This window comes from Aeromonas sp. QDB14, from assembly GCF_027707845.1.
Taxonomy (GTDB): domain Bacteria; phylum Pseudomonadota; class Gammaproteobacteria; order Enterobacterales; family Aeromonadaceae; genus Aeromonas; species Aeromonas caviae.
In genome coordinates this window covers 52,642-74,745 of sequence record NZ_JAPCJD010000007.1, presented here as the reverse complement: position 1 = coordinate 74,745, position 22,104 = coordinate 52,642, and the positions used below count along the sequence as shown (strand labels likewise).

General features: G+C 63.0%; 20 protein-coding genes. 16 read left to right on the top strand and 4 right to left on the bottom strand.

Annotated features, from left to right (window positions below):
- Position 1: 1 nt before the first annotated feature.
- The 7 genes from mscM (at position 2) to frdD (ending at position 9,930) form a co-directional block, all read left to right on the top strand.
- Positions 2-3,277: a miniconductance mechanosensitive channel MscM gene (gene mscM / locus PG887_RS03935; RefSeq protein ID WP_010673809.1), complete on the top strand. Its 3,276-nt coding sequence runs from the start codon at positions 2-4 to the stop codon at positions 3,275-3,277.
- A gap of 29 nt (positions 3,278-3,306) precedes the next feature.
- The gene (locus tag PG887_RS03930; RefSeq protein WP_270821215.1) at positions 3,307-3,984 is read left to right on the top strand and encodes a glycerophosphodiester phosphodiesterase; all 678 of its coding nucleotides are present in this window, start codon (positions 3,307-3,309) and stop codon (positions 3,982-3,984) included.
- Between the two features lie 156 nt (positions 3,985-4,140).
- On the top strand, positions 4,141-6,018 hold the full coding sequence (locus PG887_RS03925; protein WP_270821214.1) for a methyl-accepting chemotaxis protein: 1,878 nt from the start codon (positions 4,141-4,143) through the stop codon (positions 6,016-6,018).
- Positions 6,019-6,534: 516 nt separating this feature from the next.
- Positions 6,535-8,319, top strand: a complete 1,785-nt coding sequence (gene frdA, locus PG887_RS03920) for a fumarate reductase (quinol) flavoprotein subunit (RefSeq protein WP_270821213.1) — start codon at positions 6,535-6,537, stop codon at positions 8,317-8,319.
- Positions 8,312-9,046: a succinate dehydrogenase/fumarate reductase iron-sulfur subunit gene (locus PG887_RS03915; RefSeq protein WP_270821212.1), complete on the top strand. Its 735-nt coding sequence runs from the start codon at positions 8,312-8,314 to the stop codon at positions 9,044-9,046. Before frdA ends, PG887_RS03915 begins: the two co-directional genes overlap by 8 nt.
- 16 nt (positions 9,047-9,062) lie before the next feature.
- Positions 9,063-9,461, top strand: coding sequence for a hypothetical protein (locus PG887_RS03910; protein ID WP_010673804.1), 399 nt, complete (start codon positions 9,063-9,065; stop codon positions 9,459-9,461).
- 112 nt (positions 9,462-9,573) lie between these two features.
- Positions 9,574-9,930, top strand: a complete 357-nt coding sequence (gene frdD, locus PG887_RS03905; RefSeq protein ID WP_025326128.1) for a fumarate reductase subunit FrdD — start codon at positions 9,574-9,576, stop codon at positions 9,928-9,930.
- 109 nt (positions 9,931-10,039) lie between these two features.
- On the opposite strand, the gene PG887_RS03900 is transcribed toward frdD, so the two are convergent.
- Positions 10,040-10,738, bottom strand: a complete 699-nt coding sequence (locus tag PG887_RS03900) for a DAPG hydrolase family protein (protein ID WP_124814410.1) — start codon at positions 10,736-10,738, stop codon at positions 10,040-10,042.
- A 93-nt stretch (positions 10,739-10,831) separates the two neighbouring features.
- Here PG887_RS03900 and PG887_RS03895 point away from each other — a divergent pair, with 93 nt between their 5' ends.
- Positions 10,832-11,473 (top strand): TetR/AcrR family transcriptional regulator, encoded by a 642-nt coding sequence (locus tag PG887_RS03895; RefSeq protein ID WP_160837051.1) that lies wholly within the window; start codon positions 10,832-10,834, stop codon positions 11,471-11,473.
- 10 nt (positions 11,474-11,483) lie between these two features.
- Here the strand turns inward: PG887_RS03895 and PG887_RS03890 are convergent, their stop codons facing one another.
- A complete protein-coding gene (locus tag PG887_RS03890; protein ID WP_270821210.1) occupies positions 11,484-12,704 on the bottom strand; it encodes a winged helix-turn-helix domain-containing protein in 1,221 nt (406 codons plus the stop codon).
- A 74-nt stretch (positions 12,705-12,778) separates the two neighbouring features.
- Positions 12,779-13,420 carry a class I SAM-dependent methyltransferase gene (locus PG887_RS03885; RefSeq protein WP_214002503.1) on the bottom strand — a complete coding sequence of 214 codons (642 nt, stop codon included), beginning with the start codon at positions 13,418-13,420 and terminating at the stop codon, positions 12,779-12,781.
- 187 nt (positions 13,421-13,607) lie between these two features.
- Here PG887_RS03885 and PG887_RS03880 point away from each other — a divergent pair, with 187 nt between their 5' ends.
- The 7 genes from PG887_RS03880 (at position 13,608) to PG887_RS03850 (ending at position 20,108) form a co-directional block, all read left to right on the top strand.
- On the top strand, positions 13,608-14,273 hold the full coding sequence (locus PG887_RS03880; protein ID WP_042014526.1) for a thermostable hemolysin: 666 nt from the start codon (positions 13,608-13,610) through the stop codon (positions 14,271-14,273).
- Entirely contained in the window at positions 14,270-15,751 is a 1,482-nt protein-coding gene (locus PG887_RS03875; RefSeq protein ID WP_270821209.1) for an AMP-binding protein, read from the top strand. Before PG887_RS03880 ends, PG887_RS03875 begins: the two co-directional genes overlap by 4 nt.
- Complete coding sequence (locus PG887_RS03870; RefSeq protein WP_039039563.1) at positions 15,748-16,404, top strand: TenA family transcriptional regulator; 657 nt, start codon at positions 15,748-15,750, stop codon at positions 16,402-16,404. Before PG887_RS03875 ends, PG887_RS03870 begins: the two co-directional genes overlap by 4 nt.
- On the top strand, positions 16,401-17,249 hold the full coding sequence (locus tag PG887_RS03865; protein WP_039039562.1) for an SDR family oxidoreductase: 849 nt from the start codon (positions 16,401-16,403) through the stop codon (positions 17,247-17,249). Before PG887_RS03870 ends, PG887_RS03865 begins: the two co-directional genes overlap by 4 nt.
- A gap of 1 nt (position 17,250) precedes the next feature.
- Positions 17,251-17,898 carry a tetratricopeptide repeat protein gene (locus PG887_RS03860; RefSeq protein ID WP_201932381.1) on the top strand — a complete coding sequence of 216 codons (648 nt, stop codon included), beginning with the start codon at positions 17,251-17,253 and terminating at the stop codon, positions 17,896-17,898.
- A gap of 81 nt (positions 17,899-17,979) precedes the next feature.
- A complete protein-coding gene (locus tag PG887_RS03855) occupies positions 17,980-18,672 on the top strand; it encodes a response regulator (protein ID WP_041215642.1) in 693 nt (230 codons plus the stop codon).
- Positions 18,669-20,108 (top strand): ATP-binding protein, encoded by a 1,440-nt coding sequence (locus PG887_RS03850; RefSeq protein WP_270821208.1) that lies wholly within the window; start codon positions 18,669-18,671, stop codon positions 20,106-20,108. Before PG887_RS03855 ends, PG887_RS03850 begins: the two co-directional genes overlap by 4 nt.
- 67 nt (positions 20,109-20,175) lie before the next feature.
- Here PG887_RS03850 and rloA3 read toward each other — a convergent pair whose 3' ends face one another.
- A complete protein-coding gene (gene rloA3, locus PG887_RS03845; protein WP_041201491.1) occupies positions 20,176-20,655 on the bottom strand; it encodes a retropepsin-like aspartic peptidase RloA3 in 480 nt (159 codons plus the stop codon).
- A gap of 391 nt (positions 20,656-21,046) precedes the next feature.
- Between rloA3 and PG887_RS03840 the strand changes: the two genes are divergently transcribed.
- A complete protein-coding gene (locus PG887_RS03840; protein WP_039041089.1) occupies positions 21,047-22,090 on the top strand; it encodes a GMP reductase in 1,044 nt (347 codons plus the stop codon).
- Positions 22,091-22,104 lie beyond the last annotated feature (14 nt).

Sequence of the window (22,104 nt, the reverse complement as noted above, 5' to 3'; positions counted from 1 at the left end):
CATGTTGCAACGCCTGCTCTGTCTGATGCTCTGTCTCAGCCTGTTCCCCTTCTCCGCTGTCCAGGCCGATGATGCCATCACTCAGGTAGAGGAGCTGCTGCAAAGCGTCCCCAAGACGGATACCCCGGAAAACCAGCAACTGCGGGAGAGCTACCAGCAGGCGCTGCAATATGCCCGGGATGCCCAGCGCTACCGGGAACAGGGCAAGGCCTACCAGCAGATCCTCATCGACTACCCCAAGGAGTCCGCCCGTCTCAAGGAGGGGCTGCACAACTATCAGCCCCAGTCCCGCCCGTCCCTCTCCTCCCTCAAGGAGGATGCCCTTCGCCAGGCCATCAGCCTGAGCAGCAACCGCCAGCTCAACCTGCGCAAGGAGCGTCAGGCGGTGACCGACAGCCTCAACCAGCTTGAGAGCACGGGGCAGGAATATCACCTGCGGGTCGACGAGTTGCGCAAGCAGTTGCTCCAGACCCGCTCCCTGCTCGATCGCCTGAGCTTCAGCAACGAGTCGGACAGGTTGCAGGAGGCCCAGCAACTGGCCACCCGACTCAAAGAGCAGAGCCTCTCCGACCGGATCCAGATGCTGGAGCTGGAGCAGCTCTCCGCCCAGCAGCGCAACGATCTGGGCAAGCTCAAGCTGCAGGAGCTCAACCTCGCCATCACCGACGAGGATGAGTGGCAGACCAGTCTGCTTGCCCAGCAGAACCAGCTGCGCCGGGACAAGACCGAGCAGGCCCTGGCCGAGAGCGAACGCCTGCGCCGCCAGCTCACCTCTGACCTCCCCCTCTTGCAGGAGCAACAGCAGCAAAACCAGGCCCTCTCCCTCCAACTGGGGGCTCTCGAGGACCAGATTGAACGGGTGCAGGACGAGCAACGGGGGGTGGACACCTCCCTCTCCGGGCTCAACGAGCTGGTCAATTCGGTGCGCGAACAGCTGGAGTGGTTGCAGATAAGCAACGCCTACGGCGAGAACCTGCGCAGCAAGCTGGCCGATCTGCCCGCCTACTTCCCGCTGGAGCGGCTGGAGTCCGCCATCGTCAAGGCGCGCATGGCCAAATACCAGTACGAGACCGAGCAGGATGCCCTGAAGGATCCGGTGCAACTGCGCAACAGCCTGCTCAGTGGAGACGACATCACCCTGGACAGGGCCCAGCGCGCCGTGCTGGATAACCTGCTCAAGGCGAGGCGACAACTGCTGACCCGGCTCAACGATGCCTCCGACACCCTCATTCAGGAGCAGACCCGCCTCAAGCTGCTCTACAGCCGCCAGAACAGCAAGATCGACGAGATCCGCGAACTCAGCGCCAGCCATCTGTTCTGGATGCCGGACGTGCGCCCCCTGAGCCCGGCGGTGCTGCTCGGCGTCCCGGCCGCCCTCGGCCTTGCCTTCAACCCGGCCAACTGGCTGCAACTGCCCAGGGCCATCGCCGAGAACAACCCCCTGAGCCTGACCCTGGCTGGCCTCGGGCTGCTGGGGCTGGCCTGGTGCTGGTTGAAACTGGCCCGCCACCTCCTTCAATACAGCCACTACATTGCCCCGCGCATCGGCAAGGTAACCCAGGACAAGTTCAGCCTCACCAGCCGGTTGCTGGTGCGCTCCGTGCTCGCCGCCCTGCCGCTGCCCGCCATGGTGCTCATGGTGCACGGCCTGCTGGACGGCGCCTGGCAATATCCCTTCGCGGTGGCGGTGGCCCGGGGCCTGGGTGAAATCTGGTTCCTGCTGCTGGCCCTGCTGGTGGCGCGCCACCTCACTCTGGAGAAGGGGATCCTCATCCTCCACTTCCGCTGGCAGAAGGAGCGGGTGCAGCGAGTATGGGGACAATTTCGTACCTTGCTGCTGGTGCTGATCCCGAGCTTCTTCGTGCAGGGCATGGCGAGCAGCTATCAGGAGCACGCCTTCTACGACTCCCTGGGACGCCTCGCCTTCATCATCGGGGCCCTCTGGCTGCTGCTCTTCTTTGCCCGCCTCAACCGGGAAAAACTGCCCCTCACCTGGGGTCAGGCAGACATGACCAAGCCCCATCTGCTGCACCACTTCATCTGGAACAGCCTGATGCTGGCCCCGCTGCTGGCGGTGCTGGGCGCCCTGTTCGGCTACTTCTACACCTCCCGCACCCTGCTGCGCCAGCTGGAGCTGAGCCTGCTGGCGGGGCTCGGCTGCCTGCTCGTCTACTATCTGGCCCACCGCTGGATGCTGATCCAGCGCCGCCGACTCGCCTTCGATCGCGCCAAGCAGAAGCGGGCCGAGATCCTGGCGCAGCGGGAGCGGGAAGAGGACGATCTCAGCTCCGAGATCCCCGATGTGGTGGAGGAGCCCGAGCTGGATCTGGATACCATCAGCGCTCAGTCCCTCGGCCTGGTGCGCACCCTGCTGATGCTGGGCTTCACCATGCTGGTGGTGGTGCAATGGTCGGATCTCAACTCGGCATTCAGCTTCCTCAGCAGCATCGAGGTGTGGCAGGTGAGCAGCAAGGTGGCCGGCATCGAGCAGCTCTCCGCCATCACCCTGCAGGATCTGATGCTGACCGTCTTCGCCTTCATCCTGACGGTGGTCACCGCCCGCAACCTGCCAGGGTTGATGGAGCTCACCCTGCTCCAGCATCTGAGCCTCTCCCCAGGCACCGGCTTCGCCCTCACCACGGTGAGCAAGTACCTGGTACTGCTGATTGGCGCCCTCACCGGCTTCTCCATGCTCGGCATCGACTGGTCCAAAACCCAGTGGCTGGTGGCAGCACTCTCCGTGGGGCTGGGCTTCGGGTTGCAGGAGATCTTCGCCAACTTCGTCTCCGGCCTCATCATCCTGTTCGAAAAACCGATCCGCCTGGGTGACACCGTCACCATCCGGGATCTCACCGGCACCGTCACCAAGATCAAAACCCGCGCCACCACCATAGTGGACTGGGACAGGAAAGAGATCATCGTCCCCAACAAGGCCTTCATCACCGAGCAGTTCATCAACTGGTCCCTGTCCGATGCCATCACCCGGGTCCGCTTGCGCATTCGCATCGGCCTGACCCAGAATCCCAAGCAGGTACAGCAACTGCTGGAGCAGAGCGTGCGCGAGTCCACCCTGGTGCTGGATACGCCCGCCCCGGAGGTGTTCCTCATCGAGTTCACCGACTCGGCCCTCATCTACGAGATCCGGCTCTACGTCAACAACATGGATCACCGGATGCCCATTACACACGAGGTGCATTCCCTGATCCTGGAGAAACTCGGCCAGGTCGGCATGCATCTGCCACATCAGCAGATCGACATCCGGATGAGCCGGGGATGAAGCCCCCAAAGACGACAACAGGAGCCATCATGCAGATCATTGCCCATCGCGGTGCCAGCGGCCTGGCCCCGGAGAATACCCTCAAGGCGATGAGCCTGGCGCTGGATCTGGGTGCCAAAGCCATCGAGCTGGACGTGCAGTGGGCCGACGGAGAGCTCTGGGTCTTCCACGACCGGCGACTGGAGCGCTGCACCAACGGCCAGGGTGTGCTGACCGGGCAATCCCGGGAGTACCTGGCGAGCCTGGATGCGGGGGACGAGGAGCGGATCCCGACCCTGTGGCAGGTGATGGCACTGGTGGCGGGGCGCTGCGAACTGCACATCGAGCTAAAGGGCGCCCACACCGCCGAGCCGGTGGCCGCCCTGACCAGGCGGGCCGAGGCCGAGCTTGGCTTTACCCAGGCGCACTGGATCGTTTCCTCCTTTCATCATCCCGAGCTGTTACGCTTCAAGGGACTGCGACCGGAAATCAGGATCGGCGCCCTCACGGCCAGCCTGCCCCTCGACGGCGCCGCCTTCGCCGAGACGCTGGGGGCCTGGTCACTTAACTGCGACGTGGATTTCGTCGACGAGACCCTGGTGGCGGATGCCCATCGCCGGGGGCTCAAGATCCTGGTCTATACAGTCGACGAAGTGAGTGATGGGATCGCCCTCGCCAGCATGGGTGTCGATGGCATCTTCACCAACCGGCCAGATCGATTCAGCTGAGTATCGGCGCGCCCTGGCAGGCCACAAGGAGGTGAAAAGAATTGAAAAAATGCGGTGCACCGGGATACATAAAGTCCATAGCCAGCCGATACAGAGTTGGCTCATAACAATAACAAACACCATGGATCTCTGACTGACGCTCACAAGGATGTAAACATGAACCTATCCATCAAGAACAAGCTGGTCCTCTCCATCGGGGCCATCATTCTGGTCATCACCGGCCTGCAGGTCTGGTACAACACCTCCCAGTTGCGCAGTGAAACCCAGCGGCTGATCTGGAGCTTCATCGACGACAGCTCGGTCGCCAACGTCAAGGGGATCTCCCGCTGGCTCGACGCCCGCATCAATCTCGTCACCGCCACCAAGGAAGCCTTCGCCAAGGAAGACGAGCCCCTCAGCCACCTGGCCCAGTCCATGAATGCGGGCAACTTCGATCTCGTCTACGTGGGCACCAAGGATGGCCGGATGATCCAGAGCAAGCCGACCGATCTGCCGGCCGGCTATGATCCGCGCCAGCGCCCCTGGTACAAGGACGCCATGGCCGCCGGCAAGCTCGCCATCACGGCCCCCTATGCCGACATCACCACCGGCCAGCTCATCATCACCATCGCCGAGCCCTTCAGTCGCGGCAACACCGACGGCGTCATCGCCGGTGACGTCTCCATCGACGGTCTGGTGAAAGACGTGCTCGCCATGAACTCGGAAGGCACCTATGCCATTCTGGTGGACAGCAACGGCACCATCATCGCCCACCCGGACAAGGATCTGACCCTCAAACCCGCCACCGCCATCTCCCCGGAACTGACGGCAGCCAAGGTCAACGAGCTGGCCCATGACAACACCATCTCCGAGATGGATATCAGCGGCAAGGCGAGCGTATTCGACCTCACCGAGATCCCCAACACCAACTGGTATTTCGGCATCGTGGTGGATGAAGCAGTCGCCTACCAGTCCGTCTCCCGCATGGTCACCTCCGACCTTATTCAGGGATTGCTGACCATCCTCATCGTGGCGGGCTTCTCCTATGTCGCCATCAACGGCTCCCTGGCGCCGCGGAAAACCCTGGGCGAGGCGATTGTCGATCTCTCCCGCGGCAACGGCGATCTCACCCGTCGCATCAAAATCGAGCGTGAAGACGAGGTCGGTACCGTCGCCAAGCACGTCAACACCTTCATCGAGCGCATCCACGTCATGGTGCAGGACATCTCCAACTCCTCCACCCAGCTCAACCAGCAGGCCAGGTCTTCCCACGACATGGCGGAGAAATCCAACCAGGGGCTGGCCCGCCAGCAAAACGAGATCTCCCAGATTGCGACCGCAGTGCACGAGATGTCCGCCACCGCCGTCGAAGTGGCCAGCAATGCCGAGCAGACCGCGGAAGCGGCCCGCAGCTCCTCCAGCAGTTGCGAGCACGGCAAGCAGGTGATTGCCCGCAACCAGCGCTCCATCACGGATCTCGCCACCCAGGTCAAGCAGGCCTCCGGCATCATTCAGGAACTGGAGAAGAACGCCCAGGAGATCAACACCATCCTCTCCACCATCCAGGGCATCGCCGAGCAGACCAACCTGCTGGCGCTCAACGCCGCCATCGAGGCCGCCCGGGCTGGCGAGCAGGGACGCGGCTTTGCCGTGGTGGCCGACGAGGTGCGGGTGCTTTCCCAGCGCACCCACAGCTCCACCGTCGAGATCCGCAGCATGATCGAGACCCTGCAGCGCAACACCCAGGGCGCCGTCAGTACCATGCACGAGGGTCAGTTGCTGGCCCAGAACAGCGTGGAAGATGCCAACGATGCGACCCAGGCGCTGGAGCAGATCACCACCTCCATCAACCAGATCTCCGACATGGCGACCCAGATCTCCAGCGCCGCCGAGGAACAGCGTGCCGTCACCGACGAGGTGAGCCGCAACATCCAGGCGGTCAAGGATGTCTCGGACGAGCTGGCAGTGGATGCGGACAGCTCCCGCAATCTGTCGGCCCAGCTTAAAAATATTTCAGGTGAATTGAATAATCAGGTCGGCATGTTCCGCATCTGATCGACCATGGGAAGAAAGGGGTCGTTCAGGCCCCTTTTTTTTATAAACCCTTTTTGTTTCAACGGTTATAATCCCCTTTCGAGACCCTAAACCCTGTGATCGACATCTCCTTTTGCCCATGTGTGGGAGACGGGCCCAGTCTGTCATGGCTATATTCGCATTACTTTTTTGATGCCTAATCTCGATATGTCATCGTGATAATAGTTATCATTAAACTGTTTTGATAAAAAACTTAAAAACTTTATGGGTAATACCCAAAAAGAGAGGCATTTCTCATTTTTTTGAAAGAAAACTACGTATAATCTTGGAGTTAAAATCACCAGAGTAGCGAGTACGGCTGATCCAGATCACTGATGGATGGCGATAATGACGGCATTTTCATCCAAGGAATGGGGTGGTTGTAATAAAAATCACCGTTGCCAAGCACTAAAACAAAGCAGTTTGACTTGCATCAAGCCTGAATTTTTTTCATAGAGCAAAATCGTGCCCAGCAAATCTATCCCTAAGGAGGCAGATGTGGATATTATCAAGACCGATGTTGCCATCATCGGTGCCGGTGGCGGTGGCCTGCGTGCCGCAATCGCCATTGCAGAAGCCCACCCGGAGCTGGAAATCGCCCTGATTTCCAAGGTCTATCCGATGCGCAGCCACACAGTGGCCGCCGAAGGTGGCGCCGCAGGCGTCGTCCGCGATGACGACTCCCCGGAAAACCACTTCAACGACACCGTCTCCGGTGGTGACTGGTTGTGTGAGCAGGACGTAGTCGAGTACTTCGTCAACAACGCCACCAACGAGATGATCCAGCTGGAGCACTGGGGTTGCCCCTGGAGCCGCAAACCGGACGGCAAGGCCAACGTGCGCCGTTTCGGCGGGATGAAGATCCCCCGCACCTGGTTCGCCGCCGACAAGTCCGGCTTCCACATCCTGCACACCCTGTTCCAGACCTCCATCAAGTACCCGACCATCAAGCGCTTCGACGAGCACTTCTGTCTGGATCTCATCGTGGAAGATGGCCGTGTCCAGGGTGTCGTCACCTTTGACATCCAGAACGGCATCACCCGCTTCATCCAGGCCAAGTCCGTGGTGCTGGCCACCGGCGGCGCAGGTCGTGTCTATCGCTACAACACCAACGGTGGCATCGTCACCGGTGACGGCATGGCCCTGGCCTACCGCCACGGCGTACCGCTGCGGGACATGGAGTTCGTCCAGTATCACCCGACCGGTCTGCCGGGCACCGGCATCCTGATGACCGAAGGTTGTCGTGGTGAGGGTGGCATCCTGCTGAACAAGGATGGCTATCGCTACCTGCAAGATTACGGTCTGGGCCCGGAAACCCCCGTCGGCCAGCCGAAGAACAAGCACATGGAGCTGGGTCCGCGCGACCGTCTCTCCCAGGCCTTCTGGCAGGAGCAGCAAAAAGGCCGCGTTATCCAGGGCCCCATGGGCGACGTGGTTCACCTCGACCTGCGCCACCTTGGCGAGAAGTACCTGAAAGAGCGTCTGCCCTTCATTTGCGAACTGGCCAAGGCCTATGTGGGTGTGGATCCGGTGAAAGAGCCGATTCCGGTACGTCCGACCGCCCACTACACCATGGGTGGCATCGAAACCGACGGCAAGTGCGCCACTCGTCTGGCCGGTCTCTATGCCGCTGGCGAATGTGCCTCCGTCGGTCTGCACGGCGCCAACCGTCTGGGTTCCAACTCCCTGTCCGAGATCGTGGTTTTCGGCAAGGTGGCCGGTGAGCAGGCAGCCGAGTTTGCCGCCACCCAGCAACACGGCAACACCCAGGCGCTGGTCGCCAAGGCCGAGGCGCTCATCAAGCAGCACCTCTCCCTGCTGGACATCGACGGCACCGAAAACCCGGCGGATATCCGCAACGAACTGGGCATGTCCATGGAAGCTGGTGTCGGTATCTACCGTACCGAAGAGCTGATGCAGGGCACCATCGACAAGATCAACGAGCTGAAAGCCCGTTACAAGAAGATCAAGATCAACGACAAGTCCTCGGTCTTCAACACCGACCTGCTGTACGCCATCGAGCTGGGCTACATGCTGGACGTGGCGGAAGCCATGGCGCACTCCGCCATCAACCGCAAAGAGTCCCGCGGTTCCCACCAGCGTCTGGACGGTTACGAGGAGCGCGATGACGTCAACTTCCTCAAGCACACTCTCTCCTTCTACAACGGCGAAGGGGCCCCGACCATCGACTATTCCGATGTGAAGATCACTAAATCCCAACCGGCCAAGCGCGTGTACGGTTCCGAGGGTGAGAAACAAGACGAGGCTAAGAAGAATGGCTGAGATGATCGAAATTGAAATCCTGCGCTACCGTCCCGAGCAGGATAACGAGCCCTGGATGCAGACCTTCCAGGTGCCCTACCTCAAAGAGATGTCCCTGCTGGATGCGCTGCAATACATCAAGGATCATCTGGACTCTACCCTGAGCTTCCGCTGGTCCTGCCGGATGGCGATCTGCGGCTCCTGCGGCATGATGGTCAACGGCATTCCGAAACTCGGTTGCAAGACCTTCCTGCGGGATTACCTGCCGGGCAAGATGACTATCGAGCCGCTCAACAACTTCCCCATCGAGTGCGATCTGGTGGTCGACATGTCCGACTTCATCGAGAAGCTGGAGAGCATCAAGCCCTACATCATCCCGTCCGAGCCGCGCAGCCTGTGCGACGGCGAGTACACCCAGACGCCGGCTGACATGGCGAAGTATCACCAGTTCTCCATGTGCATCAACTGCGGTCTGTGCTACGCGGCCTGCCCGCAATATGGCATCAACAAGAAGTTCACCGGTCCGGCGGCCCTGGCACTGGCCTATCGCTACAACGCCGACAACCGCGACAGCGCGTCCAGGGAGCGGATGAAGATCATCAGCCAGGACGAGGGCGTCTGGGGTTGCACCTTCGTGGGCTACTGCTCCGAAGTGTGCCCGAAAGGCGTGGATCCGGCCGCCGCCATCCAGCTTGGCAAGGTCGAGAGCGCCAAGGACTACATGATCGCCATGTTCAAGCCGGACTGAGACCAGGAGTGAGACCATGAACAACACTGAGAGCAAACGTAAGCCTTACGTGCGCGAGATGAAAAAAGACTGGTGGCTGAAGAATGCCTTCTACACCGGTTACATGATCCGCGAAGGCACCAGCATCTTCGTCTCCATCTACGCCGTCGTGCTGATGTGGGGTCTGCTGCGGCTGGTACAGGGTCAGGAGGCATTCAACGGCTGGCTGGAATCCCTGCAGAGCCCCATTGCCATCCTGTTCCACGTCATCGCCCTGGCAGCCTGCCTGTTCCACGCCAAGACCTGGTTCGCCCTGGCACCGAAAGCCATGCGCATCTTCCGTGGCGAAGACCTGGTGCCGGAGAAGCCGATCGTCATCGCCCAGTATGTGGCGCTGGCGGCGGTATCCCTGCTTGTCCTGATCATCGTGGCCTGAGGAGAAAACCATAAGACGTTCTGACGAACCCGGTTATTGGTGTCTGTTTGGTACCGGGCTCTCACTCAGAAACGTTGGCCACGATCACTCAATCATGATTTGAGGAAAAAATATGAGACGTTCTGACGAGCCAATTTACTGGGGTCTGTTTGGTGCGGGTGGCATGGTGGTTGCCATGCTGCTGCCGGTCATTGTCCTCATCACAGGTCTGCTGGTGCCCATGGGCATCATGGACGTGGAGACCATGAGCTACGAGCGCGTGCTGGCATTCGCCAGCTCCTGGTGGGGTGCCTGCATCCTGCTGGTGATCATCGCCCTGCCCATCTGGCACGGCATGCACCGCATCTACCACGGCCTGCATGATCTGGGGATCCACACCACCAAGCTGCACCACTATGTGTTCTATGGCTTCGCCTTCCTGGTGTCCGCCATCACCGTCGGCCTGCTGATGGTGCTGGTGCTCCAGTAAGCACATCCTGACTGCATGACAAACCGGGCCCAGTGCCCGGTTTTTTTATGACCATCTTCCGCGGTTCATCTCCATCCGGCAGCTGGCCTGCACGCTCGTTCGGCATCCGTCACCAGAGTCGCGGTGCCGGTTCACGACCGTTTTCCGCGTAGTAGAGCGACGGCAGAAACTGCGCCAGATAGCTGAACTCGCTGTAGCAGTGGCGCATCAGGTTGAAACCTACCTCGTCCGGCACCTCGTCAAACGGATTGGCGCAGGCCTTGCCCAGCAGAAAACGACTGCGCAGCACACAGCCATAGGGGGTATCGCGCGCCAGGTGCAGCATCTCGCCATCCAGTGGCGCCCCCTGCTCATCCAGCGCCACCTCGTCGCCAAAGCCGATACGGGCGCAGATGGCGGCAGAGAGAGCCTGCGTCTCCCGCGCCTCGTGTAGAGATTGCGGGGCGAACACCTCTTCGGCACCGTGGAACTTGAGGCGAGCTGCCACCGGCGGCAGCTCGGCAAGCCACTCCACCGCCTCTATGCTGGCTCCCACGAAGCGCTCCCCTTTTTTCCAGTGATGATCCCAGCCCCGGTGCTCGACATGATCGTGGGGGTGCCACCACCTGATGTGCTGGGTCGTCTCGAAGAAGGTGAACCACCAATCCAGCATGCGCCCCTTGCAGCCGTGCAGATCGGTGCGGATGGCGACCGTCAGCAGGCCGTCGGTGCTGCGGGTCAGACCCATTTCCAGGCGAAGGGGTTGCGGACTGAGCAACTCATTGATGTCATTGACGCCCCAGGGGGCAAACAGGGCAGAAGGATGCATGATATGACTCCCATAAATTTAGGAAACGATGCTCGTTTCCTAAATTACGCTATGCCTGTATGCTTAGTCTGTCAATGCTTTCCAGGAGCCCATATGTCGCACCAGAACGATGAAGAAACACGCTCACGAGGCCGTCCGGTCACCCCAGAAGCCGACCTTCGCGCCGCCCTCGCCGAGGCGACGCTGACCTTGTTGCTCAAGGGGGGCTACAGCGCTGCGACCGTGGATGCGGTGGCCAAAGAGGCGGGGGTTGCCAAGAAGACCCTCTACCGCTTCGCCGCCAATCGCGACGAGCTGGTGGCGCAGGCGGTGCGCAGCTGGACCGATGCCTTCCAGCCGGCCTTCGAGCAGGATGCCGCTCATCCAGGCGCGCTGGGGGAGATGCTGGTGCTGGGCTTGCAGACCATAGCGGGACAGGTGCTGAGCGCACCGGCGGTGGGCATGTTCCGGCTGCTGCAGCATGAGTTCGCGGGGCGCGATGCCCTGCTGGCGGCCTATCAGGAGAACGGTATTGCCCGCGGCAGGGCGACGCTGGCGGCGTGGCTACAGCGCCAGCAGCAACTGGGCTGGCTGCGGGAGCTGGACACCGCCCAGACCAGCGATCTGCTGCTGGCGATGACCATGGCGGAGCCGCTGCGCCAGATGGCGCTCGGCTTGCTGGCGCCGGGCAGCGACATTCGCGCGCGCATCACCGCGGCCGTTGCGCTGGTGCTGCCCGGCTTGATGCGAGGGTAGGCGTCCTTCCTCAGCGTGCCACCTCCTGCCATTGAGCCAACAAGGGAGCAGGAACGTTGCCATAACGCAGCAGCGGGGTCTGGTGCCACTCCGCCAGCTTCTGGATGGCCTTGCCCAGATCCTGGGCCAGGCTCTGGGTGATCCTGACCCCTTGCTCCAGATAGAGGCTCTTGACCTCGAACACCCCCTCCTTGCGATGGGCCTTGGCGTCCATCCTGCCCACCAGCTTGCCGCGATGCAGCAACGGCAGCACGAAATAACCGTACTGGCGCTTGGGGGCCGGGGTATAGCACTCGATGCGATAGTCAAAGCCAAACAACTCGCTGGCCCGCTTGCGATCCCACACCAGCGGGTCAAAGGGCGAGAGCACGGCGGTGTGGCTCGCCTTGAGGGAGCCCGCCTGGGCCCGGACCAGTTCATCGGCCAGGGAGGCGTGAACGAAGGCTCCGTGCTGCCACCCCTCCACTCGTACCGGCAACAGCTCCCCCTCGTCCGCCAGCTGGTGGAGCAGGGCGTCGTATTTCCCCCGTTTAAGGCGATAGTAATCCGCCACCCAGCCGGTCTTGACCAGCCCCAGCGCCCGGCAACTGGCTCGCACCATGTCCCGCCGGGCGAGATCAGGACTCGGCAGATCCCGCTCGTCATTCCACTCCGGCATGACCCGCTCGGCGAGATCGTAGACCCGCTGGAAATTGCGCCGCTCGCGCACCATCAGCTGACCTGCGGTAAACAGCACCTCCAGGTGGCGCTTTTCGGGCTTCCAGTCCCACCAGCCGTTGCCCTTGCCCCCCTTGCGCTCGAAGTCTGCCGCCCGCACCGGGCCATCCTGGCGAATGCGCTCCACTATCTGCGCGATCTCGCCGCCGTGGGTCTTGAGCCACTGGGCGGAGAACTTCCAGCCCATGGCGGCGGGATCCAGCATGCGATGGCGCAGCAGCCGGTAATCTTCCCGGGGGACGAAACAGGCCTCGTGGGCCCAGTATTCGAAGAGGTCACCATCAGCCAGCAGTTGTTCCAGCCAGCGCGGATCGTAATGGCCGAGACGGCTGAACAGCACCAGATAGGGGCTGCGGGCCACCACGGAGATGGTGTCTATCTGCAGCAACGCCATGCGTCTGATGCAGGCAAGCAGATCGGCGGGGGTTGCTCTGGCGCGGCGCGGGGTCAGCAGCCCCTGAGCCGCCAGTTGCAGGTGGCAAGCGTCTTGCAATGAGAGGTGGGGGATCAACATGGAGATAGGGGCATCCGTTCCTGGGGTTCAGGCCACCAGCATGCCCAACTCATGGCCAAATGAAAACGCCCGGCTCAGGGTTTGGTGAACACCGCCACATCCGCATGAGGAAACTCGACCTCTGCCTGCCAGCGGACCGCCAGGGCACGGAATGAGGCCTCGGCGAAGAAGACGATATGGGTGGGATCGTGGCGATAGCGCCAGGTCTTGAAGCGATCGTCCCCCAGTACCCGCTGGGTCTGCAACACCAGCACCCCGCCGGGCTTGAGGCAGCCCCAGAGCGTGTCCAGCACGGCGCGGGGGGTGGCGATGTGCTCTATCACCTCGGTGCTGGTGATGAAGTCGTATTGCCTTGTCAGGCACTCTGGGTCGTCGGCATAGAACTTGTCGTAGCCCGCCATCTCGAAGCCCGCCTCCCGCCCCATGGCGATGAGGGCAGGCCCGGGGCCGCAGCCAAAATCGAGGCCGCTGGCAGGAGGCGACACCCGGGCCAGCACCTCGCCAAAGGCACGCATCAGAAAGGCCCGGTAGCGGGGATCGTCCACCCGGTTGTCGTGCCCGTCATAGACCGCCTTCTCGGCCCCCTCGTCCAGGTGGTCCGCCTCGTCCATCCAGACCAGCTCGCACGCCAGGCAGCGGTAATAGCCCTTGCCCGCCACCGGCAGGGCATGGTGCCGAGGGGAGAGACACAGGGGACAGTGAACAGGGGATGACATGGCAGCTCCTCGGGTGGCGACAGCGGGGCAGATTGCCTGCCACGCCCGCTGCTGGCAACTGTTTTGTCTGGAGCCCCCATCGACCCCCGTTCACCCCCCGCCAGTTTTTTTCGTCTTTTTTTGCGACTTAAGGGTTTCTTAAGTTTGCCCTTTTACTCTCATCCCATCGCAAGAGAAGGAGCCAACCATGACCATCGAGATCCAAGCCCCCTACCGGTTGATCCTGGCCGAATCCCCGCAGCAGGTCATGGCGCTGCAAACCTATATCCAGGCCGCCTATACCCTCGAGTTCAACGCCCGCATTCCCCATTTCCTGCCCTGCCTGCTCGGGCTCTACCGGGCAGATGGCGTGCTGGTCGGTGCCTGCGGCCTTAACCAGGCCTGCCATGGCGAGCACGAGCAACCGCTCTATCTGGAGCAATATCTGGAGCAGCCTGTCGAGGCCGCCATCGAGACCCGTCTCGGGGTCCGTCCGGCCCGCCACCGCATCATCGAAGTGGGCAATCTTGCCTGCAGCGAACCGGGTCACGCCCGCCTGATGTTTGCCGCGCTGTGCCGTCTGCTGTGTGACAACGCCCTGGACTACGTGGTGTTCACCGGCACCGCCAAGCTGCGCAACAGCTTTACCCGCCTGCGTCTCAACCCGGTGGAGCTGGCCCCCGCCCAGGCCCATCAGGTGGGGGAGGATGCCAGCGCCTGGGGCGAATACTACCGCTGCCAGCCCAAGGTGATGGCAGGCGACATCAACCAGGGGCGCGAGGTGCTCGCACAGAGCAGCCTGCTGCTCAACCTGCTGGGGCCCATGCCCCGCCTTTTTAACCATGCCGACATCGACAGGAGGTGCGCGCAATGACGCTGTTCGACACCATCGCCCACCATGCCAGCCAGACCCCGCACCAGCCTGCGCTGCTAGGCAGCCAGGGTGAGCTGGATTACCAGAGCCTGTGGCAGCAGATCCAGCAACTGGCAGGCGTGCTGCAAGGGGCCGGCATCCGCCGCCTGGCCCTGCAACTCGACAACGGCCTGCCCTGGGCACTGATCGATCTCGCCTGCACCTGGGCCGGCATCGTGGTCATCCCGGTTCCCCACTTCTTCAGTCCGGCGCAGCAGACGTGGCTGCTTGAAAGCAGCGGAGCAGACGCCCTGGTCGGCCCGGAGCACCAGGGGTGGCAAGCCGCCTCACCCCTCGTGCTCATGGCAGGCAGGCCCGATGAGCAGGCCGTGCCCCTGTGGCGCCGCATCCCGGCCCGCCTCCCCGAGCTGCCTGCGGGCACCGCCAAGATCACCTATACCTCGGGCACCACGGGGCAACCCAAGGGCGTCTGCCTGTCGCTGGAACAGATGACGGCGGTCTGCGGATCCCTTGCCCTGCGGGTGGCCCCTGCCCGGGTTGAGAAACACCTGACCCTGCTGCCCCTCACCACCTTGCTGGAGAACCTGACCGGCTTGTATGTACCGCTGCTGACCGGCGCCTGCAGCCGCATCCCCTCCCTGGGGGAACTCGGCTTCTCGGGCTCCAGCAAGCTGGATCCTGCGGCCCTGGCCCAGGCACTGCTGCGCTGGCCCAGCCACAGCCTGGTGCTGGTCCCCGAGTTGCTGCGCCTGCTGCTGGCCCTGTGCCTCAATACCCCTGCCCTGGCAACACAGCTCGGCACCCTGCGCTTCGTCGCCGTGGGCGGCGGCAAGGTCGCCCCCGAACTCATCGCTCACGCCCGTGCGGCGGGGCTGCCGGTCTATGAGGGATACGGTCTCTCCGAATGCGGCTCCGTGGTCGCCCTGAACGGCCCCCACGGGGATCGTCCCGGCAGCGTCGGCCTGCCCCTGCCCCACTGCCAGGTGTCGATCGCCGCAGACGGCGAAGTCATGGTCAGCGGCAGCGCCATGCTGGGCTACCTGGGGGAAGAGGGCGAGACGGGCAGCCAGATCGCCACAGGGGATCTGGGTCGGATCGACGAGGAGGGCTATCTCCATATCACGGGGCGCAAGAAGAACGTGCAGATCACCGCCTTTGGCCGCAACTTCTCCCCGGAGTGGGTGGAAGCCCAGGCCCAGCTCTGCCCGGCCATCGCCCGCATCGTCATCTTCGGTGATGGTCAGCCCGCCAACGTGGCCCTTATCCAGCCGCTGCCGGGCAGCCAGTCCCAATTGCCAGAGCAGATTGCCCGGCTCAACCAGCAGTTGCCCGATTACGCCCGCATCCATCACTGGTTGCCGGTCGCCCTGGATCAGCTCCCTGGCCTGCTGACGGCCAACGGGCGCCCCCGTCGCAACGAGATTTATCACCATTTTTCCCGGCAGATCAGCCAATGCCTCACAGGAGAGACCTCATGAGCTTCTACCAGACCCTGCAACAAGCCACCGCCTGCGAGCGCGAACGCCTGTTCAACGCCCCCATCATCGAGGCCTGCCGCCGCGGCGACATCAGCCGTGACACCTACCTCGCCTTCCTGGCACAGGCCTACTACCACGTGCGCCACACGGTGCCGCTCCTGATGGCCACCGGCGGCAAACTGGGGCAGGAGTACGAATGGGTGCGTGGCGCCATCAGGGAGTACATTGACGAGGAGTACGGCCATCAGGAGTGGATCCTGAACGACATCCGTGCCTGCGGCGGTGATGCCGAGGCGGTGCGCCACGGCCAGCCGGGCCTGCCCATCGAGCTGATGGTGGCCTTCCTCTACGACCAGATCCAGCGCGGCAATCCCATGGGCTTCTTCGGCATGGTGCAGGTGCTGGAAGGCACCAGCGTCGCCATCGCCCTGACCGTCGCCGACCAGCTCAAGAGCGGTCTGGGTCTGCCGCCCCAGGCCATGAGCTACCTGAGCTCCCACGGGGCCCTGGACCAGGAGCACCTCAAGTTCTTCGAATCCCTGATGAACCGGGTGGAAGATGCTGCCGATCAGGCCGCCATCATTCACGCCGCCAAGGTGGTCTACCGCCTCTATGGCGACATGCTCTATCAGCTCACGGGATCCTGCCAATGAAGCTTGAAGGCAAACGCATACTGCTGACTGGCGCCAGTGGCGGCATTGGTGAAGCCCTGGCCCATGAACTGGCGGCCCAGGGTGCCCATCTGCTGCTGCACGGTCGTCGGGCCAGCGCCCTGGAGCGCCTGCGCCGGGAGCTGCCTCATCCGGATCGCCACCAGACGGTGACGGCCGATCTCGGCTCTCCCCATGAGCGGGCGCAGCTGCTGCAACATCCGGCCCTGGACGAGGGGCTGGACGTGCTCATCAACAGTGCGGGCTGCAACCAGTTCGCCTGGCTGGAAGATCAGAGCAGCGAGCAGGTGACACGCCAGTTGCTGCTCAACGTCGAGGCGCCCATCCAGCTCACCCGGGCCCTGCTGCCCCGGCTGCGCAAGCCCGCCATCATCATGAACATCGGCTCCAGCCTCGGGGCCATCGGTTTTGCCGGCTACAGCGTCTATTGCGCCAGCAAGTTCGCCATGCGCGGCTTCAGCGAGTCCCTGGGGCGGGAGCTGGAGGGAACCGGCATCAAGGTGCTGCACTTTGCCCCCCGCGCCACCCGCACCCACCTCAACTCCGAGGCGGCCTATGCCATGAATGCCGAGCTCGGCACCCGGACCGACAGCCCACAGGACGTGGCCGAGGAGGCCGTCATCGCCCTGTGCAACGAGACACGCCGCCGCTGGCTCGGCTGGCCGGAAAAGCTCTTTGTGCGGCTCAACGGCCTGCTGCCCGCCTTGGTGGACATGGCCCTGGCCAAGCAGCGCCCGATCATCGAGCGCCACGCCCGCCGCACCGCCTCCCCAGCCCCCGATCACAGGAGCGATCCCGCCTGTGCGACAAACGAGAAGGAACATTGAGATGAAGCACACCACTTTCCGTCCCCGATTTGGTCACGGCCCCCTGTTGCTCGCCCTGGGAGGCCTGCTGGCAAGCGGTCTGGCCCAGGCCGCCGATGCCCTGCCCACCATTCAGCAGGAGTGGGCCCACTGCCAGTACCAGCAGACCGGAAAAGCCAAGGAGAGCTGCCTGGAGAGCCTGAGTGCCAAGGCCGATGAGGCGAGCGCCAAGGAGGCATTTCGCACCGATCTGCTGATCTGGTCCGCCATCGTCAAGAGCACCTGGGCGGGGGCCAAGGGCGGCCTCGGCGCCCTTGGCCTGGTGAAGGAGGCCAAGGCCAAGCTCGAGATCGCCATCAAGCAGGATCCCAAGGCGCTGGAAGGCTCGGCCTACACCAGCCTGGGATCCCTCTACTACCAGGTACCCGGCTGGCCGGTGGGTTTTGGAGACGACGAGAAGGCGGAGAAGCTGCTCAAGCAAGCGCTGGCCATCAATCCCAACGGCATCGACCCCAACTTCTTCTACGGCGACTTCCTGCTGGATCAGGGTGACAAGGCACAGGCGAAGGTCTATCTGGACAAGGCCCTGGCCGCCCCGGCCCGCCCTGGCCGCGAGGTGGCGGACGAGGGCCGCAGAATGGAAATTCGCGAGCGTCTCGCCAAGCTGTAAACACAAGCAGCACAGTGTGCTATTTCAACTCTGCCCACCAGCTTGCATACTGGTGGGCAGTGTCGTTTGAGGGAGAGAACAATGCGGATCCTGTTGGTGGAAGATGATGTGATGCTGGGAGACGGCATGGTGGATGCCCTGCGCAGCAGCGGCTACACGGTGGACTGGCTCCAGCAGGGGATGCCGGCCCTCTCGGCGCTCAAGAGCGAGGAGTTTGCCGCCCTTGTCCTGGATCTCAACCTGCCGGACATCGACGGCATCAGCCTGCTGCGCAAGTTGCGCCGGGAAGGGCAGACCCTGCCCGTGCTCATCCTGACCGCCCGTGATGCCCTGGACGACCGGGTACTGGGGCTGGATGCAGGCTCCGACGACTACATGGTCAAACCCTTCGCCCTGCAGGAGCTCAACGCCCGGCTGCGCGCCCTGGTGCGGCGCAGCAAGGGGCAGGCCCAGGCGGTGCTGGAGTACGGGGAGCTGCAGCTCTTCCCCGCGTCACAACAGGTCACCTATCGGGGCGAGCCGGTCAAGCTCACCCCCCACGAGTACAAGCTGTTGCAGGAGCTCATCACCCAGAGCGGCCGGGTATTGAGCCGGGATCAACTGCAACAGAGCCTCTACGGCTGGGACGAGGGGGCAGAGAGCAACGCGGTGGAGGTGCACATTCACCATCTGCGCAAGAAATTCTTCCCCGAGCTCATCCGCAACATTCGCGGCGTCGGTTACATCGTGCCCCAGCTCGACGTCCAGGGCGCAAGAGGAGCCTCAGCCCCATGAGCCGTGTCCGTTCCATCCGCCGTTTCCTGCTCTCCGGCATCCTGGCCCTGGTCAGCCTCAGCCTCGCCATCAGCGGCCTTATCGGCTACCTGCAGGCCAACCACGAAATGGAAGAGCTGTTTGATGCCCGTCTCGCCCAGTCCGCCCGCATCACCAACCAGTTGCTCAGCCGCTATCTCAAGCAGAGCGGCGAGCTGCCGCGCAACGGCACCGTGTACCAGGAGTGGGTGCAGGCCGTCCCCGAGACGCCCCACATCGAGAAGGGCGGCTTCTTCCCGTTCGGTCAGGACAACGAGTTCACCCCCTATGGCCATGAATTCGAACACAACCTCTACTTCCAGTTGCTGAGCGAGCAGGGCGCCGTGCTGCTGCGCTCGCCCAATGCCCCGGCCCAACCGTTGACCACCCTGGAGCGGGGCTTCAACAGCGAGACCAAGGATCACCACGAGTGGCGCACCTTTACCCTCTACAACGAAGGTGAACAGACCTGGCTCATCGTGGCGGAGCGGGATGACGAACGCAGCGAGCTGGCCAGCAAGATGGCCACCCTCACCATGCTGCCCCTCTTCATCACCCTGCCCTTCCTGCTCGGTCTGCTGTGGTGGCTGATCACCCGGGGGCTGTCACCGCTGCACCAGCTGGCGCAAGCCATCGGCGAGCGTCATCCCGCCAACCTGAGCCCCCTCAATCTTGCCATCAAGGCCGAGGAGCTGACGCCGCTGGTGGGGGAGATCAACCGGCTGATGCACGCCCTCGCTGACACCCTGGATCGGGAGAAACAGTTCACCAACGAGGCCGCCCACGAGCTGCGCACGCCCCTCGCGGTGCTGCGCATCCACAGCGAGAACGCCATGACGGCCGAGGATGATCAGAGCCGGGAGCAGGCCCTGCGCAAGATGCTCTTGGCCCTCGATCGCAGCGACCGGCTGATCCGCCAGTTGCTGACCCAGGCCCGCATCGACAACCAGCAGAGCCCGGCCCTCACCGCCCTCCCCCTGTTCCCCCTGTTGCAGGGCACCCTGGCGACCCTGGCCCCCATCGCCCTGAAAAAGGATCAGCAGCTGTCCCTGGAGGGCGCCGAACAGGTGCAGGTAATGGGACAGGCAATGTTGCTGGAGCTGATGTTCGGCAACCTCATCGACAATGCGCTGCGCTACACCCAGGTGGGCGGCGAAGTCGCCGTGGTGGTGAGCCAGGTGGGCAACCGGATCCGGGTGGATGTGCGGGACAACGGCCCCGGCATCCCCACCGCCGCCCTCTCCCGGCTGTGCGAGCGCTTCTTCCGGGTCAATCCCCAGCAGGGGGATGGCGTGGGCCTTGGCATGGCCATCGTCTCGCGCATCGCCCAGCTTCACGGAGCGGATCTCGACATCCACAATCGACCTGAAGGGGGGCTCGAAGTGAGCGTGCTGCTGCCCGCCTCGCGCCAGGCATGAGGGGTCAGCCTTTGCGCACGCCATGAAAAACGGGGGCCAGGCCCCCGTTTTTCATGGCTGCACCACCCTAGTCGCAGGTGGGCTGTACCGTGAAGGTCCGGCTCGAATCCACCGGTCCCAGCTCCGCCAGCAGACGGCGCCCCAGCAGCACCGGGTAGATCATCTTGCTGCGATCCCGCAGGGTGAACCACTCCTTGTAGACCTGGTCCCCGACGCAGACGGACATGGTCACCGTCGGGCGCTGCTCCATGCCGCCCGCCCCGCGCACCGTCACGCTGCGCTCCACAGGTCGCTCCACGCTCCGGCGCACCACCTTGTCGGTATTGGCATCGGTCAGCACCAGGTTGAAGCGCACCCAGGGCTTGCCATCCTTCTTGAAATGCTTCAGGTCGCGGGCATCCAGCGACGAAGTGAGGGCACCGGTATCGAGCTTCATCTTGACCGCCACTCCGTAGGGCATCAGCACCCCCTTCTCGATCCAACCATAGCTGGTCTGGGCCGCCATCGCGCTGCCGCACAGCGCCCACATCATGGCCGCCGCCACCATTCTCTTGCCCATCTTGCTCTCTCGCCTTGTCAGTCTTGCGCCCAGATGTATCACAGCCAACTGCCGGGTCAACCGGATTCTGGCGCGCAGGGGAGTCGGCTCTGGACGTGGTGCCAACAGGCGACAATCCATGCCGGGCACGGCGCGTGAGTGGGGAATGCAGCAGGAAAACGAGGGGATAACAGGGTGCTGGATGACGCTGGCGGCCATCCTCAGGTTGTGACGCCAAAGGCTACCACAGCGGTGCGTGAATTATCAGTCTTGTTCTGACGGGATTTTTGCCTACACTGCTGTAAACCGGAGGGCCTGAAAACCACCGGTTTTTTTGCGCCTGCCGAAAAGTTGCCACTGCAAAGTGAGCTCTCACACAAGGCTCAATAAGGAATTCGCAATGCGTATCGAAGAAGACTTGAAGCTCGGTTTCAAGGATGTCCTGTTTCGCCCCAAGCGCTCTACTCTCAAGAGCCGTTCCCAAGTCAGCCTGACCCGCCAGTTCACCTTCAAGCACACCCAGACCCAATGGCAGGGCGTGCCCGTCATCGCCGCCAACATGGATACCGTCGGCAGCTTCGCCATGGCGCGTACCCTGGCCAGCTTCGAGATGATGACGGCGGTGCACAAGCACTACAGCCTTGCGCAGTGGCAAACCTTCGTCAATGAGACCGACCCGGCCCTGCTGGGCCACGTAATGGTCTCCACCGGCACCTCGGAGGAGGACTTCACCAAGACCCGCCAGATCCTCGCGATGTCCAGCGCCCTGCGCTTCATCTGCGTGGACGTGGCCAACGGCTACTCCCAGCACTTCGTCGAGTTTTTGCGCAAGATCCGCGAGGCCTGCCCGAACCACGTCATCCTGGCGGGCAACGTGGTGACCGGCGAGATGGTGGAGGAGCTGATCCTCTCCGGCGCCGACATCGTCAAGGTGGGCATAGGCCCGGGCTCGGTCTGCACCACCCGGGTCAAGACCGGGGTCGGCTACCCGCAGCTCTCCGCCATCATCGAGTGTGCCGATGCGGCCCACGGCCTGGGTGGCCAGATCGTCGGTGACGGCGGCTGCACCTGCCCGGGGGATGTGGCCAAGGCATTTGGCGGCGGCGCCGACTTCGTGATGCTGGGGGGCATGCTGGCCGCTCACGAAGAGTGCGGCGGTGAAATCGTCGAGGTCGATGGCGAGCCCTTCATGAAGTTCTACGGCATGAGCTCGGCCAGCGCCATGGACAAGCACGCTGGCGGCGTCGCCGAGTATCGCGCCTCCGAAGGCAAAACCGTGCTGCTGCCCTACCGCGGCCCGGTGGAGAACACGGTGCGCGACATCCTGGGCGGGGTGCGATCCACCTGCACCTATGTGGGTGCCAGCCAGTTGAAAGAGCTCACCAAACGCACCACCTTCATCCGGGTGCGCGAGCAGGAGAACAACGTCTACGGCAAGGAGTAAGTTCCTCCTTCGGC